This window comes from Sinorhizobium sojae CCBAU 05684 (assembly GCF_002288525.1).
In the GTDB taxonomy this organism is placed as follows: Bacteria; Pseudomonadota; Alphaproteobacteria; order Rhizobiales; family Rhizobiaceae; genus Sinorhizobium; species Sinorhizobium sojae.
The window spans coordinates 1,764,764-1,778,675 of the sequence record NZ_CP023067.1; the positions used below are offsets into that span (position 1 = coordinate 1,764,764).

Sequence of the window (13,912 nt, forward strand, 5' to 3'; positions counted from 1 at the left end):
CCGACGCTTTCCTGTTGATTTTTGCAGGAAAACCGTACGAATATCCTGCCAACCGGTGGCACTCGCCCCGGGCTTATTCGGTATCCGCGCACAAGAAAAAACCGGGTGCCGGCCAACAGAGAGGATCATCATGCGTATTTCCAGACGGCTGGCAGCCGCCGCATCGGCTGCAGTTCTCGTATTCATGGCAGGCTCCGCCATGGCAGAGGGCGAAAAGGTCGTTATCGGCACCGAAGGCGCCTACCCGCCCTTCAACAATCTCGAGGCTGACGGCACGTTGACGGGCTTCGATATCGACATTGCCAAGGCGCTTTGTGAAGAAATGAAGGTCGAATGCACCTTCGTGACACAGGAGTGGGACGGCGCCATTCCGGCGCTGATCGCCAAGAAGTACGATGCGTTCATCGCGTCCATGTCGATCACCGAGGAACGCAAGGAAAAAGTCGACTTCACCAACAAGTACTACAACACGCCGCCGGCGCTCGTGGTGCCGAAGGACTCGCCGATCACCGAGGCCACCGAAGCGGCGCTCGACGGTAAGACGCTCGGCGCACAGAGCTCCACCACCCATTCCAACTATGCCGAAGCGCATATGAAGGGTGCCGACCTGAAGCTCTATCCGACGGCGGAAGAGTACAAGCTCGACCTCGCCAACGGCCGCATCGATGCCGCCATCGACGATGTCGTCGTGATCTCCGAGTGGCTGAAGACCGACGACGGCGCCTGCTGCAAGCTGCTCGGCACGCTGCCGGTCGACCCGGTAATCAACGGCGAAGGCGCCGGCATCGCCCTGCGCAAGGGCGACGACGAACTGCGCGAAAAATTCAACAAGGCGATCGAGGCCATTCGCGCCAACGGGAAATATCAGGAAATAAACGAGAAATACTTCCCGTTCGACGTCTACGGCAGCTAATCGTAACGATCTCTACCCAGATTGCGCGATCATGCCGGGAAAAGCTCGGTTGATGAAGGAAATGCAACGGCGGACGGCTTGCCCTTCCGCCGTTTTTGTTTGACAAGAAGAGACAAGAACAAGCGTCATCGACGTCAATAAGAATATAAAGGGGAATCTACCGGCATGAGCGGGCTGTTTGCCGCCATCTACTCCGGTCTCGCCTGGATCATATCGATCCTCGATCCGTTCTGCGGTCCGGTCGGCATCTTCAACCTTTTCGGATCGGATACAGTGCTTGCCTGCGGCGATACCGGCTGGGGAGATGAGATCGCCTATGGCTTTCTGGTCACCGCAAGTCTGGCGATCGCCACGCTGCCCGTCGGTTTGACGGCCGGCTTCTTCATTGCACTCGCCAAGCAGTCGGAAGAGCGGTCACTGCGGCTTGCGGCCAACATCTATACGACGATCTTCCGCGGCCTGCCCGAGCTTCTGACCCTGTTCATCGTCTATTATGGCCTGCAGATTCTCGTGCAGCAGTTCCTTGCCGGCATTGGCTATGAAGGGCCGGTCGAGATCAACGCCTTCGTCGCCGGCATGATTGCGCTCGGCGTCGTTTTTTCGGCCTATTGCTCGGAGGTGCTGTTCTCCGCCTTCAAGGCCATTCCCCAGGGGCAGTACGAGGCGGGGGACGCGCTCGGCTTGCATCGCGGCGCCACGATGCGGCTCGTCGTCCTGCCGCAGCTGGTGCGAATCGCCCTTCCCGGCCTCGGCAATCTCTGGATGGCTCTGCTCAAGGATACCGCACTCGTCTCGGTCATTGGCCTGCCCGACATCCTGCGCCAGACCGGCATTGCGGCGCGCGTCACCAAGCAAGCCTTCGAGTTCTTCGGCCTTGCCTGCATCCTCTTCCTGATCCTGGCGATGCTTTCGTCGGTCGCTTTCTCGGCGATCGAACGCCGGACCAAACGAGCGGAGATGGCGCGATGAGCATTGCCGAGACCATGATCCCGCCGCAGGCCCCGCCGCCTGCCCCACCCAAACCCTATACTCTTTCCCGCTTCCTCGGCAGCGTCACGCTCGGCATCTGGCTGGCGGTCGCCGTCGGCATTTTCCTCACCGTCGTGAATGGCTGGGACCCGGAAAAATTCGAGCGCTACGGCCCCAGCTTCCTTTCCGGTCTCGGCGTGACGCTGGCGCTTGTCGGCTCGTCGATACTGCTGGGAGCAATCCTGTCGCTGCCCGTGGCGCTCGGGCGCATGTCGAAGAACAAGCTCTGGTCCTGGCTCGCCTACGCCTATGTCTACTTCTTCCGAGGCACGCCGCTGATCACGCAGCTCTTCCTTGTCTATTATGGCCTCGGCAGCTTCCGCCCACAGCTCGAAACCGTCGGGTTGTGGTGGTTCTTCCGCGATGCCTGGAACTGCGCGCTTTTCACCTTCACGCTGAACACCGCCGCCTATCAGGCCGAGATCCTGCGCGGCGCGATCCAGAGCGTACCGCGCGGCCAGCACGAAGGCGCGGCCTCCCTCGGCCTGCCTCAGCGCGTCGCCTTCTTGAAAGTGATCCTGCCGCAGGCGATGATCGTCGCCCTGCGCCCCTATGGCAACGAGATCGTCCTGATGATCAAGGGCTCGGCGATCGTCGCGATCGTCACCGTCTTCGACCTGATGGGCGAGACGCGGCGCGCCTACTCGCGCACCTTCGACTTCCAGATGTATATCTGGGCAGCAGCGTTGTACCTCATCATGGTGGAATTGCTGCGCAACGTCTGGGCTTGGCTCGAAGCCCGGCTGACGCGGCATCTGAAACGCTGAGACGGGCCGGAAGCGCGTCCGTGACGGACCGTACCGTCACGGAACGGCCTTACAGCGCCGAGCGTCTTTTCAGACGCGCAAAGGTCGCAATAACTCTTTGAATCTGCGCATCGAGCTTTCCGAAAATCGTTTCCGATTTTCGGGCCGATGCGCTAGCAGCACTCGCCGAAGAACGCTGCCAACCCCTTGTTATATCGTTATAATTTGGATTTCGTTCAAATATTAGGCCTTGATTAAGGAATCAAGCGCTCCATCATAGAGACCAGCCTTTGTGAGAAGTGAGGTCCTTGATGACGAACGACATGGAACTGCAGCTCAAGGGTTACGGCCTGACGACGGCCCAGATCCTTTATCGGTTGCCCGATCACCCGGCTCTCCTGCAGACCTATATCTGGCAGCATTACGACATCGCGCCGGATTTTCCGGAGATGCGAAACTTCCTCAAGTTCTGGCAGGAAGAGCTGGACGGGCCTTTGCACTCGGTACGGTACGTGCACCGCAAGCTCATATCGGCCAGCGAGTGGCGGGCGCTGAAAGGCGAATTCATTCTCCACTGAGCGTTCAGCGCCGGTGCGTTGCGACCGATCCGGTCAGACATGCACTTGGCCGTGGGCCAGTTCGCCCTCCCGCGCCTCCCGGTGAACCGAGCCATAGAGAATGAGACCGTAAAAGAGCGCAACCGCGATCAGTACGATCCAGCCCGGCAAAGGACCGAAGGCAGTATTTTCGACGAGGTCGCTCCAGGAACGCACGGGGCCCAGGAATTCGCCGGCCATGGACGTTTTGGGCGATGAGACTTTCAGGGCCCAGGCCAGGAGCAGGATCAAGTACATCCAGCAGTAATTGCGCTGCAGCCGGCGGCAGAGCGCATCCTTGTAGCTCATCAGGAAAATCGGCTTGCGCAGGCTCGCGGCGATCGACCTCGACCACTTGGCGCTCGGCGTGCCGTCCGGCGCAAGGACCTGTGCGAAATAGCCGCGCTCGAGTTGCCGCACGCGCGCGCGGTAAACGTCGAAGAAGCGATAGCGCCGCGCCTCGATCAACAGCAGCAGGCTGATCAGCAGCATGGCAAAGAGCAGTACGCCCTGGTGCGACGTGGGGGTCGACAGGGAAACGGAAAGCATCGCCGCGACGACGGTGATCGCCCAGTTCGAAGTGCGGTCTATCCGGTCCCGCCAACCCGCCATCCGCCCCATCTCACCGCGATAATAATGGATGATCGTATTGATCGTCTCCGGCGACGACTGCGGCAGCGGCGGACCTTTTTCCTCCGGCAGCTCCGTTTCCAATGTCAGCGAGCTCAATTCAGAAGCCATCGGCATCCCTCCCGATAAATCATCGTTTTGCTGATGATGACTCCATTCCCGCCGCGGATAAATGCCGGAGTCTTGCGCTTCGTCATTTTCTGACCGACCGTCAAAGGTTCCCTTGATCGTTTACGCAGGCCGCTGAGGCAATTGCCAAAGCCGGCCCGCGGTCGTAAGAAGCGACCATGACGCAGAAGAGCAAGAAGATCGACGAGGAAGCCTTGGCGGAAGCCTATAACCGCGCCCTCGCTTTGGAAAAAGCCGGCGACTTCGACGCGGCGGCCGCCGCCTATCGGGAAGTGCTGGATCTCGACCCGGAGGATCACGGAGGAGCCTCTGTCCGGCTCGCCTCCATGGGGCGCGGCGACACGCCGGTCAAGGCTCCGGATGCCTATGTCGCGACCCTCTTCGACCAGCATGCGGATGTCTTCGACAATGTCCTTGTCGATCAGCTCGACTATTGCGTGCCCCTCCTCGTTCGCCAGCGCATCCAGGCGCTCGAACTTGCACCCTTCAAGCGGGTTCTCGATCTCGGTTGCGGCACCGGCCTCACCGGTGGCGCCTTGCGCGACATGGCCGAGGACATCACCGGCGTCGACCTTTCGGAAAACATGGTCGAGATCGCCCATGAGAAGGACCTCTACGAGACGCTTTACGTTGCCGAAGCCGTCGATTTCCTCGACGACAATGACGACGAGCCGTTCGACCTGATCGTCGCAACGGATGTCCTGCCCTATATGGGCGCGCTGGAAGCGTTTTTCTTCGGCGCCGTCGACAATCTCGTCCCAGGTGGCCTGCTGATCTTTTCCAGCGAAACTCTGCCTGAGACAGACTTCGCGGGCCGCTCCTACATGGTCGGTCCGCATCAACGCTTCGCCCATTCGGAGGCCTATCTGAGAGACCGCCTCGCGGCGACCGGATTCGAGATCGCCGAGGTCGGCGACATAACCGTTCGCATGGAAGAAGGCGCTCCGATCGCGGGTCATCTAGTCATCGCGCGCTTCAAGCCCTGAGCCCGTCCCGACGACGTCTCGCAAGAGTCACTGCCGGCGCTTGCCCAGCACCAAGCACAATCGCAAGTTGGTGAATTCGGTTCGCGTTTAGCCTGCATTAACCATACGCCGCTAGGGTCCAGCCGAATTTATAACGGAGATGGGGCCCGTGTTTCGAACGACCACTTTAGCACTGCTGTTTTTATCGAGTTCCAACGTGGCATTCTCTGCCGACGTCGATCAGCCGCTTGTCGGTTGGGGCGCCTATCACGAGCCCGTCGTCGAAGTCGCCTCGGGCGGTGTTACGGGATATGTCGAGGGATCCTACGCAAACAGCGTCGATGATGTCGATGCGGACGCCTGGGAACTCAGAGGCGCGATCAATGTCGACGCCGGCTCCGGCATGAACCTGCAGGTCGATCTCGGCTATGCGCGCGTCGGCATCGGAGACCTCGATATCGACAAATATGACGGCGCCCTCCACGGCTACTATCGGGACGGCCTCTTTGCGGCCGGCGCCTTCTTCGGAGCGTCACGATTCGATGTCGGCCTGACTGAGGACATCAAGGACTATATGGGCGGCGTCGAGGGCGCCTTCTTCCAGGACACCTGGACCCTCGTGGGAGCGGCGGGCTACGGCCAGGCCGAACTGGGCGGTCTCGACGCCGATCACTACATGGGTGCGCTCGGCGCGCGCTGGTACGCGACCGACAATGTCCGTTTTGACATCGACGGTACGCTCGATCGCCTAACCGACGGGGGTGACGACCTGGACGTCCAGAGCCTGAAGCTCACGGCGAACTACCGGCCCGAGCAGATGCCGGTCACCCTGTTCGCGGGTTACAAGTACACAAATGTCGACCTGACGGACACACTCTCCGGCGACACCAATACGATTTTCGGCGGCCTCCGCTTCTCCTATGGCTCCGGCAGCCTCAAGGAAGAGGAACGCCGCGGCCCGATCTGGTCTAACCGCAGCGTGTCGTTCTGAGAGCCAGGGTATCAGACGAGCAGGGATCGCTGTGGCACCGTGAACTGCTGCGTGTTGTCGTCCTTGAATCGAGGTCGACTCAAGGAGACGACATGCAGCAGGCTCTCCATTGATGTGTTGTCGCAGGTCTGTGTCGGAAACCTTGGGACTGCTTTTCCGAACCCTGCTTAGCTGTGCATGAGTATGTTGACGAGCCGCCCAAAAGGGTCGCGCACAAAGAAGCGGCGCACTCCCCAGGGTTCATTGGCGGGGCCATACTCGATTGCGACCCCGGCCTCCTTCATGCGCTGCAAGGCGGCGTCGAGATCGTCGACTTCAATCGAGAGGTCGGGCACTGGCGTGCCCGACCCGCCTTCGGACGCGAAACTGACCTGCACGCTCATCGTCCGGGATGAGCCGTAGGTCCTGATCCAGCCGTGATCCATTAAAACATCGAGGTCGAGGATATCCTTGTAGAAGCGTTCGGCTGCCGTAACGTCTTCGGCCGCGATGATGGCCATGATGCGTTTGACCTGCATCGATCACGCCTCCGCATATGGGTCATAGGTGCCGAAGCTCCAGAGATTGCCGTCGCAATCGCGCGCGGAGTATTCGCGTGAACCGTACTCCGTGTCGGCGAGCACTCGCTCGATCTTCGCACCGGCGGCGTTGGCACGCGCATAGTGTGCCTCGATGTCGGGCACCACGACATAGATGCCGAAGCGCTCGGTCGCCCAGGGGTTCGTCGGATCCGGCTTGCCGCCGGAGCCTGTCATCATCATGCCTGGGCCGAGGCGGAGCTGCGCGTGCGCGACGGTGTTGTTCTCGCCTGGCACCACGAACTGCTTCTCGAAGCCGAAAGCCTTGTTCAGCCATTCGATCGCCTCGGGCGCATCGTCGTAGCGCAAGCAGGGGAAGATGTTAGGGGCGCCGATCTTTGCCTTGTCTGCCATGGGACTCTCCAATCATCGGATGGAAGATGGGGAAGACTAAGGCCGCAAGCCGCGGCGGTCTTGGACGAATTTTACCCGCCAACGCCGCCACCGTCAGGAAGCAGGGAGGCGCGGAATTCGCTCGGGGTGCGCCCCGTATAACGCCGGAAATCGCGGTTGAAGTGCGCCTGGTCATAATAGCCGCAGCCGGTGGCCAGATCGGCCCACCCCTCCTGATCTACCGCGCGGATGTGCGTGATCGCATGGGCGATGCGCAGGATGCCGGCGACCGCCTTTGGGCTCAGACCCACCTGGGCATGGAAGCGCTGTATCAGTGTCTTGCGGCTGCAAGCGAGATCGCGGCTGAGCGCGCCGATCTCGCGCGCACCGTGGCTTGCCTCCAGGCTTTTGAGCGCCCAGGCAATGTCCGGCGACATGGGTCTGCCTCGGTGAAGGCGGTCCAGCAGGAAGCGGTCCATCAGGTCGAACCGCGCCGCCCAGCCGCGCGCGTCGTGCAGCGAACCCGCGAGCCGGTCAGCCTCCGCATCACCCAGCAGGTCGCCGAGACCGACGCAGCGATTGGCAATGTCGGACATGGCGATGTTGAGGAACCGGAAGGCCCCGAGCAGAGTGAAGTTCACCTGGAAACCGATCTGCTCGCCTTCATATTCGGTGACGACGTGAACGTCGTGCAGCCCGGCCAGGAAGCTGCGGAAAACGCCTCGCTCTGTCGGCAGATCGCCATTGATGATGTCGATCGGTGGGCCGAAGGTCACGACCATCGGGACGCCGGCGAAGGGCGGCTGGAGGCGGCGCATGGGCGTCAGCGCCCGCTCGCGATAGCCGCAATAGTCGATGACGTAGGGCGTGAGCCGGGAATCGGGCGCGCGCGTGACGAGCGCCCAGCTATGCTCGTCCGAACGATGAATGTTAACCTGCACGCCCGATGCTGCGGCCGGCATCCATGCCCCTCCTTGGTTAGCAAAGTGCTGGCGGCAATTTCGCCCGCAGGCCGCGAAGGAACGTCAACCGCGGCGCGCCGCCTCGATCGCGGCGACGTCGATTTTCCTCATGGTCATCATGGCCTCGAAGGCGCGCCTCGCTTCGTCGCCGCCAGCCGCCATCGCGTCGGTCAGTACGCGCGGAGTGATTTGCCAGGAAATCCCCCACTTGTCTTTGCACCAGCCGCACGCGCTCTCCTGGCCGCCATTGCCGACGATGGCATTCCAGTAGCGGTCGGTCTCCTCCTGATCGTCGGTGGCGATCTGGAACGAGAAGGCTTCGTTGTGTGTGAAAACGGGACCGCCGTTCAGGCCGAGACACGGAATGCCAGCCACCGTGAATTCGACCGTCAACACATCGCCCTCTTTGCCGCCGGGGTAATCACTGGGTGCACGGTGCACGGCATGCACCCTGCTGTCCGGAAAGATCTCGGAATAGAAGCGGGCGGCGGCCTCGGCATCCCTATCGTACCAGAGGCAAATCGTATTCTTTGCCATTGCGCGTTCCTTTCGCTGTGAAACCCTCGGACTTGTTTTTCATGGCTACCCTCCGAGATAGGCTGCCAACCGTTTTTCTCCACCCCGGAAGTCTCTCTCGGTTCCGATTCAAGGAACCATGCAGTAGGGTCATGCCCCGTGAATCCTGTCAAAGCAATCTGGAGTCAGCAGCAAATGGCCAAAGTCGCATTCCTCGGTCTCGGCGTCATGGGATACCCCATGGCCGGACATCTCAAGCTCCGCGGCGGACATGAGGTGACGGTCTACAACCGCACCGCCGCCAAGGCGGAAAGGTGGGCGGCCGAATTCGGGGGACGCGCGGCGGCGACTCCTGCCGAAGCCGCCAAGGATCAGGAGTTCATATTCGCCTGTGTCGGCAATGACGACGACCTGCGGTCGGTCACAACCGGAGACCATGGTGCCTTCGAGACGATCGGGGCCGGCGCAATCTTCATCGACAACACGACGGCCTCCGCCGAAGTCGCCCGCGAGCTTGATGCCGCCGCGCGCGCCAAGGGCGCGCATTTCATCGACGCACCGGTTTCCGGCGGTCAGGCGGGCGCCGAGAACGGCGTACTCACGGTGATGTGCGGCGGCGATGAGGAGGTCTTTGAAAAGGCAAAGCCCGTCATCGAGGCCTATGCCCGCATGGTCGGCCTGATGGGACCTGCAGGCTCCGGCCAACTGACCAAGATGATCAACCAGATCTGCATCGCCGGCCTCGTCCAGGGGCTCGCCGAAGGTATCCATTTCGGCAAGAAGGCGGGGCTCGACATCGAGAAGGTGATCGAGGTCATCTCCAAGGGAGCGGCCGGCTCCTGGCAGATGGAGAACCGTCACAAGACGATGAATGCCGGCAAATACGATTTCGGCTTCGCCGTGGACTGGATGCGCAAAGACCTCGATATCGTGCTGGCCGAAGCCCGGCGCAACGGAGCCAAGCTTCCCGTCACGGCCCTGGTCGACCAGTTCTACGCGGATGTCCAGGCGCTGGGCGGCAATCGTTGGGACACGTCGTCCCTGCTTGCCCGCCTGGAAAAATGACCCTCGCGCCGACGTCTTCGGCTGAAGAAATCATTGCTCATCTCCGCGCCGCCGGCTCGGCCGAAAATATTGCGGGCATGGCCCGCTTCGGCATCGAGACGGGGGCGGCGCTTGGCGTTTCGAGCGTCGCCCTTCGTCATATGGCCAGGCAGGTGAAGAAAGATCACAGCCGCGCGATCGAGCTCTGGCAATCCGGAATCCGCGAGGCGCGCATCCTTGCGGCCTATACCGCCGGTCCCGACGCCATGGCGCTCCCCGAAGCGCGCCGCTGGGTCGCCGATTGCAACTCCTGGGAAGTCGTCGATACGCTTGCCGGCCTTCTCGTCGCCGCTCGGCTGGAACAGGTGCTGATCCCTGAATGCGCGGCCGAAGAGCGCGAATTCGTTCGCCGCATTGCCTTTGCGATGATCGCCACCGCCGCCGTTCACCGCAAGAAGGAGCCCGATGCCACGATCCTTGCCTGGCTGCCACTCATCGAGGCCCATGCCAGTGACGGGCGCAACTTCGTCAAGAAGAGTGTCAATTGGGCGCTGAGGCAGGTCGGGAAGCGGAGCGCCGGTTGCCATGGACCTGCATTGGCAATCGCGGAAAAACTCGCCGCAAGCGAAGATCGCACGGCGCGATGGATCGGAAAGGATGCCGTGCGGGAACTGACGAGCGAGAAGACCCGAAGTCGGTTCCGTCTCTCCAGGTAAATTCCGCGTGCGATTGGAGTTCGGAAAGTCCCAGCAAGATCAAGGTACTGTCGAAAGAACCTGCAGCGCCTCCTGAACTTTGGATGACCTATTCCTCGCCCGACTTCGCCTGATCGATGACCATGTAGTCGAGCGGCAATTGGGTCGTGTATTTGATCTGCTCCATGGCGAAGGCAGAGGAGACATCGCGGATCTCGATCTTCGCGATCAATCGCTTGTAAAAGGCGTCATAGGCCGCGATATCCGGAACCACCACGCGCAGCAGGTAGTCCACATCGCCGCTCATGCGGTAGAACTCCACCACTTCCGGAAAATCGGCGACCACTTCGGCGAAGCGGCGCAGCCACTCCATGGAATGGGAATTGGTGCGGACCGAAACGAACACCGTGACCTTCGTATTGACCTTCACGGGATCGAGGAGCGCCACGCGCCGGCGGATGACGCCATCCTCTTCCATCTTCTGGATCCGACGCCAGCAGGGGGTCGTCGAGAGACCGACCTTCTTGGCAAGGTCGGCAACGGCCAAAGTCGAGTCCTCCTGCAAAAGGCGCAGGATTTTGCGGTCCAGACGGTCCATGGAAAATCCTCTCGAATATTTTTCCTTCTATAGCGCGAAATTGGTGAAGATAAAGAAAATTGTTTCAGGCGATGAGCGCCCTCACCCGCTCGCGCAGGAAGGGCAGCAGGTCGGCCTCGAACCAGGGATTTCGGCGCAACCAGCCCGTATTGCGCCAGCTCGGATGCGGCAGCGGCAATATGGCGCTGCCCGAATTGCGCCGGACGTAATGCTGCCAGTTGCCGACGGTCTCGCTCATCGATTTCGGACAGTCGGGCCCGAGATGCCAGCGCTGCGCGTAATGGCCGACGGCAAGCACCAATTCGATCTGCGGCATCGCCTCCACCACCCGCCGCCGCCAGAGCGGCGCACACTCGCCGCGCGGCGGCAGATCGCTACCATGGCTGTCATAGCCCGGAAAGCAGAACCCCATCGGCACGATCGCGAAATTCTGCGGGGCGTAAAAGGCGGCGCGATCGACGGCGAGCCATTGCCGCAGCCGGTCGCCGGAGGCGTCGTTGAAAGGCAGGCCGGATTCATGCACCCGAAGGCCGGGTGCCTGGCCGGCAATCAGGATGCGCGCGGAGGCAGAAAGGACGGTCACCGGCCGCGGTTCATGCGGCAGCCGATGCGCGAGGCCCCGCGCTGGGTCGTCCCGGCAGACTCGGCAGGCGGCGATAGCGGCGCGCAACGCCTGCAGCCGATCCTCTACGCTATCCGCCACCGATGATCCTCTCTGCCATCATGCGGACTTCATTCTCGATCCATTGCGCGATGAGTTCCAGCAAATCGCCGGCGCGGTGCGGCGTCTCCGCCGGTTCGCCATTGGTGCGGCGCCATTCCTGCGGCCGGACGAAATCCCCGCTCCACAACCCGGCCTGCCGCTCTCGTGCCGTCTCTTCCTCTGCGCGGTAAAGGCCATAGCTGACCGCCAGGCCCGAGAGAACCATTGCTCGGCCGACGTCGCGTCCTCCGCTTTCGCAGATGCCGAGCTCGCGGCCATAGCGATCGCGCCCATGCAGGCGGCAGCGCGTTGTTGCGCCTTCGACCAATGACGCCAGCCGCCGGCGCGCCTCCGCGCCGCAGTCCCAGGCATCCTCCCCGCGCCGGCAGCTCTGGCCGATCTCCGGCGCGTCGATGCCCTCGATCCGAACGCGCCGGCCGTCGAGCCGCAGGCTGTCGCCATCGCTCGCGATGGCCGCACCCTGCAGTTCTCCGGTCATGGGCTTTTCCGGCGGCGGGAGACGGGAGGCGAAATAGGCGCCGATACTCAACACAAGGAGGAACAGCCAGCCGCCGATCAGGCTGCCGCGTCCTTGCGGATCCCGGCTGCGCCCGGTCCGGCCCGCCGAACGGCCGAAGTCGAAGCGCCGGCCGGGATTTCGCCTGGGGCTGCCCACCGCGCCGAACCTGCCGCGTCCTATCCTCAAGCGAAGGCCTCCTCGTTCCGCACCGTCATCGCCATTCTCCATGCCGAGCCGAAAACGCAATCGCGCCACAATGGTTTTCGAATCCTTCATACCGGGCAGCAACTTCTTAAGGATTGCGCCCTAGACTGCAAGCCACACGCAATCCTCGAATCCGAGCATGAGCATCGCCGTCAGCACATCGACCGATAAGATCATCGTCGACAAATCGCGCGCCCATCGAAACAAGACGGTTTCGAGAACCGTTCGCGCGACGCGGCAACGGCTGCAGACCGGTTCGTCCGCACCCTCCGGCTTCGACCGCGAAATGCTCCTGCTCCACATCGACTCCGTCCTTTACGGAGCGATCGCCCTTCCGGTGCTCATCGTCCTGATCGCGGCCACCGGCATCTATCTTTCGGGTGACAGAAGCATTCTCTTATGGGCGCTGATGGCGCTTTCGGCCCACGCGGTCACCGTCTTCCTGGCGCGCAAGGCCAAGCGCGACAATATCGGAACCGAGAAGGTCACAACCTGGCGCCGCCGCTTCCTCGGCGGTCAAGTCCTGATGGGGTTCTGCTGGGCGATCTTCGCGCTTCGGGACTGCGACGCCTGCGGAGGCGTCAGCTTCGCCCTTTTCCAGGGCACGGGTCTGTTCATCGCGCTCGCAGCCACGGCGATCGGCACATTCCTCTTGCGCAATGCCCTGGTCTACACCTTCACGCCGGTCATCGTCGCACTTGCCGTCACTTCTTTGACCGGCGGCAACCCTGTCCATATCGGCCTGACCGGCATGCTGTCGCTGTCGCTCGCCTTTCTCGTCTTCATGACCGGTCGCATGAATCGCGCCAACGTCCATATCCTCTCGGTGCAGTCGGAAAAGGACGACCTGATCGCCGAGCTCGAGGTGGCGAAATCGATGTCGGACGAGGCGCGCCGGCGGGCGGAAGAAGCCAACCTCGCCAAGTCCCGCTTTCTCGCATCCATGTCGCACGAGCTGCGCACCCCGCTTAACGCCATCCTCGGCTTCTCCGAGGTCATGTCGAGCGAGGTTCTGGGGCCGCTCAACAATCCGACCTACAAGGAATACACGGTCGATATCCACCGCTCGGGCGAACATCTCTTGAACCTCATCAACGAGATCCTCGACCTGTCCCGGATCGAGGCCGGCAAGTACGAGCTCAATGAGGAGGCGGTGAACCTGGTCGAGATCGCCGAAGACTGCATCGGCATGGTGCAACTGCGCGCGCGCGGAAAGAACATCACGATCAGCGAGCAGTTCGAGCAGGGCATGCCCTCCGTCTGGATCGATGAAAAGGCGATGCGCCAGGTGACGCTGAACCTCCTGTCGAATGCGGTGAAGTTCACGCCCGCCGGCGGCGAGATCACCGTCAAGAGTGGCTGGACCGCCGGCGGCGGCCAGTACATCTCGATCAAGGACAACGGTCCCGGCATTCCCGAGGAGGAAATCCCGATCGTCCTCTCCGCCTTCGGGCAAGGCTCCATCGCAATCAAGAGCGCCGAGCAGGGCACAGGCCTCGGCCTGCCGATCGTTCAGGCGATCCTCGCCAAGCACAACGGCCAGTTCATCCTTCGCTCCAGGCTTCGCGAAGGCACCGAGGCGATCGCCATACTGCCGCCTCGCCGCGTGCTGCAGAGTCTGCCGCCGGTCGAGGACGCCCCCGCGCCCGCCCGCCGGCGCAGGAGCTTCGCGTAGAGCCTTAAATGGAAACAATTCTGTTGACTGAAGCGGAGCGGGATGTTTGCTCATACGTCCTACAGCGCCGCGCGTCTTATGAGAC

General features: G+C 62.0%; 17 protein-coding genes. 9 read left to right on the forward strand and 8 right to left on the reverse strand.

All coding sequences use genetic code 11. The annotated features are described in order from the left end of the window. Window positions 1-130 precede the first annotated feature (130 nt). From SJ05684_RS08630 to SJ05684_RS08645, 4 genes are all read left to right on the forward strand, one after another. On the forward strand, window positions 131-913 hold the full coding sequence (locus SJ05684_RS08630) for an ABC transporter substrate-binding protein (protein WP_034858321.1): 783 nt from the start codon (window positions 131-133) through the stop codon (window positions 911-913). Window positions 914-1,078: 165 nt separating this feature from the next. Next, window positions 1,079-1,882, forward strand: a complete 804-nt coding sequence (locus tag SJ05684_RS08635) for an ABC transporter permease (RefSeq protein ID WP_034858323.1) — start codon at window positions 1,079-1,081, stop codon at window positions 1,880-1,882. After that, window positions 1,879-2,709, forward strand: a complete 831-nt coding sequence (locus SJ05684_RS08640; RefSeq protein ID WP_034858324.1) for an ABC transporter permease — start codon at window positions 1,879-1,881, stop codon at window positions 2,707-2,709. The genes SJ05684_RS08635 and SJ05684_RS08640 overlap by 4 nt, the downstream gene beginning before the upstream one ends. A 290-nt stretch (window positions 2,710-2,999) precedes the next feature. After that, window positions 3,000-3,266, forward strand: coding sequence for an usg protein (locus SJ05684_RS08645; protein ID WP_034858326.1), 267 nt, complete (start codon window positions 3,000-3,002; stop codon window positions 3,264-3,266). A 33-nt stretch (window positions 3,267-3,299) separates the two neighbouring features. On the opposite strand, the gene SJ05684_RS08650 is transcribed toward SJ05684_RS08645, so the two are convergent. Next, a complete protein-coding gene (locus SJ05684_RS08650; RefSeq protein ID WP_034858327.1) occupies window positions 3,300-4,025 on the reverse strand; it encodes a DUF2270 domain-containing protein in 726 nt (241 codons plus the stop codon). A gap of 176 nt (window positions 4,026-4,201) precedes the next feature. Between SJ05684_RS08650 and SJ05684_RS08655 the strand changes: the two genes are divergently transcribed. After that, entirely contained in the window at window positions 4,202-5,029 is an 828-nt protein-coding gene (locus SJ05684_RS08655; protein ID WP_034858329.1) for a class I SAM-dependent DNA methyltransferase, read from the forward strand. Between the two features lie 196 nt (window positions 5,030-5,225). Then, window positions 5,226-5,999, forward strand: coding sequence for a hypothetical protein (locus SJ05684_RS08660; RefSeq protein WP_050980164.1), 774 nt, complete (start codon window positions 5,226-5,228; stop codon window positions 5,997-5,999). 167 nt (window positions 6,000-6,166) lie between these two features. Here the strand turns inward: SJ05684_RS08660 and SJ05684_RS08665 are convergent, their stop codons facing one another. From SJ05684_RS08665 to SJ05684_RS08680, 4 genes are all read right to left on the reverse strand, one after another. Further along, window positions 6,167-6,517, reverse strand: coding sequence for a VOC family protein (locus SJ05684_RS08665; protein WP_034858332.1), 351 nt, complete (start codon window positions 6,515-6,517; stop codon window positions 6,167-6,169). Between the two features lie 3 nt (window positions 6,518-6,520). Continuing rightward, the gene (locus tag SJ05684_RS08670; protein ID WP_034858333.1) at window positions 6,521-6,931 is read right to left on the reverse strand and encodes a VOC family protein; all 411 of its coding nucleotides are present in this window, start codon (window positions 6,929-6,931) and stop codon (window positions 6,521-6,523) included. A gap of 71 nt (window positions 6,932-7,002) precedes the next feature. After that, the gene (locus SJ05684_RS08675; RefSeq protein WP_050980165.1) at window positions 7,003-7,872 is read right to left on the reverse strand and encodes a helix-turn-helix domain-containing protein; all 870 of its coding nucleotides are present in this window, start codon (window positions 7,870-7,872) and stop codon (window positions 7,003-7,005) included. A 63-nt stretch (window positions 7,873-7,935) separates the two neighbouring features. Then, window positions 7,936-8,409: a VOC family protein gene (locus tag SJ05684_RS08680; RefSeq protein WP_034858335.1), complete on the reverse strand. Its 474-nt coding sequence runs from the start codon at window positions 8,407-8,409 to the stop codon at window positions 7,936-7,938. A gap of 174 nt (window positions 8,410-8,583) precedes the next feature. Between SJ05684_RS08680 and SJ05684_RS08685 the strand changes: the two genes are divergently transcribed. Continuing rightward, entirely contained in the window at window positions 8,584-9,453 is an 870-nt protein-coding gene (locus SJ05684_RS08685; RefSeq protein WP_034858336.1) for an NAD(P)-dependent oxidoreductase, read from the forward strand. After that, window positions 9,450-10,148 (forward strand): DNA alkylation repair protein, encoded by a 699-nt coding sequence (locus SJ05684_RS08690; RefSeq protein WP_034858337.1) that lies wholly within the window; start codon window positions 9,450-9,452, stop codon window positions 10,146-10,148. Before SJ05684_RS08685 ends, SJ05684_RS08690 begins: the two co-directional genes overlap by 4 nt. 88 nt (window positions 10,149-10,236) lie before the next feature. On the opposite strand, the gene SJ05684_RS08695 is transcribed toward SJ05684_RS08690, so the two are convergent. From SJ05684_RS08695 to SJ05684_RS08705, 3 genes are all read right to left on the reverse strand, one after another. After that, complete coding sequence (locus tag SJ05684_RS08695) at window positions 10,237-10,725, reverse strand: Lrp/AsnC family transcriptional regulator (protein ID WP_034858338.1); 489 nt, start codon at window positions 10,723-10,725, stop codon at window positions 10,237-10,239. A gap of 64 nt (window positions 10,726-10,789) precedes the next feature. Then, the gene (locus tag SJ05684_RS08700; protein WP_034858339.1) at window positions 10,790-11,428 is read right to left on the reverse strand and encodes a uracil-DNA glycosylase family protein; all 639 of its coding nucleotides are present in this window, start codon (window positions 11,426-11,428) and stop codon (window positions 10,790-10,792) included. Further along, window positions 11,418-12,176, reverse strand: coding sequence for a thermonuclease family protein (locus tag SJ05684_RS08705; protein ID WP_374188720.1), 759 nt, complete (start codon window positions 12,174-12,176; stop codon window positions 11,418-11,420). Before SJ05684_RS08705 ends, SJ05684_RS08700 begins: the two co-directional genes overlap by 11 nt. A 115-nt stretch (window positions 12,177-12,291) precedes the next feature. Between SJ05684_RS08705 and SJ05684_RS08710 the strand changes: the two genes are divergently transcribed. Beyond that, window positions 12,292-13,827, forward strand: a complete 1,536-nt coding sequence (locus tag SJ05684_RS08710; protein WP_034858341.1) for a sensor histidine kinase — start codon at window positions 12,292-12,294, stop codon at window positions 13,825-13,827. Window positions 13,828-13,912: the final 85 nt, after the last annotated feature.

Excerpts from the sequence above, each read along its gene's own strand:
- SJ05684_RS08640 (WP_034858324.1), top strand. The coding sequence starts at position 1,879 with ATGAGCATTGCCGAGACCATGATCCCGCCGCAGGCCCCGCCGCCTGCC.
- SJ05684_RS08680 (WP_034858335.1), bottom strand. The coding sequence starts at position 8,409 with ATGGCAAAGAATACGATTTGCCTCTGGTACGATAGGGATGCCGAGGCC.
- SJ05684_RS08695 (WP_034858338.1), bottom strand. The coding sequence starts at position 10,725 with ATGGACCGTCTGGACCGCAAAATCCTGCGCCTTTTGCAGGAGGACTCG.
- SJ05684_RS08665 (WP_034858332.1), bottom strand. The coding sequence starts at position 6,517 with ATGCAGGTCAAACGCATCATGGCCATCATCGCGGCCGAAGACGTTACG.
- SJ05684_RS08635 (WP_034858323.1), top strand. The coding sequence starts at position 1,079 with ATGAGCGGGCTGTTTGCCGCCATCTACTCCGGTCTCGCCTGGATCATA.
- SJ05684_RS08655 (WP_034858329.1), top strand. The coding sequence starts at position 4,202 with ATGACGCAGAAGAGCAAGAAGATCGACGAGGAAGCCTTGGCGGAAGCC.
- SJ05684_RS08645 (WP_034858326.1), top strand. The coding sequence starts at position 3,000 with ATGACGAACGACATGGAACTGCAGCTCAAGGGTTACGGCCTGACGACG.
- SJ05684_RS08690 (WP_034858337.1), top strand. The coding sequence starts at position 9,450 with ATGACCCTCGCGCCGACGTCTTCGGCTGAAGAAATCATTGCTCATCTC.
- SJ05684_RS08710 (WP_034858341.1), top strand. The coding sequence starts at position 12,292 with ATGAGCATCGCCGTCAGCACATCGACCGATAAGATCATCGTCGACAAA.
- SJ05684_RS08650 (WP_034858327.1), bottom strand. The coding sequence starts at position 4,025 with ATGGCTTCTGAATTGAGCTCGCTGACATTGGAAACGGAGCTGCCGGAG.
- SJ05684_RS08705 (WP_374188720.1), bottom strand. The coding sequence starts at position 12,176 with ATGGAGAATGGCGATGACGGTGCGGAACGAGGAGGCCTTCGCTTGAGG.
- SJ05684_RS08685 (WP_034858336.1), top strand. The coding sequence starts at position 8,584 with ATGGCCAAAGTCGCATTCCTCGGTCTCGGCGTCATGGGATACCCCATG.
- SJ05684_RS08670 (WP_034858333.1), bottom strand. The coding sequence starts at position 6,931 with ATGGCAGACAAGGCAAAGATCGGCGCCCCTAACATCTTCCCCTGCTTG.
- SJ05684_RS08675 (WP_050980165.1), bottom strand. The coding sequence starts at position 7,872 with ATGCCGGCCGCAGCATCGGGCGTGCAGGTTAACATTCATCGTTCGGAC.
- SJ05684_RS08630 (WP_034858321.1), top strand. The coding sequence starts at position 131 with ATGCGTATTTCCAGACGGCTGGCAGCCGCCGCATCGGCTGCAGTTCTC.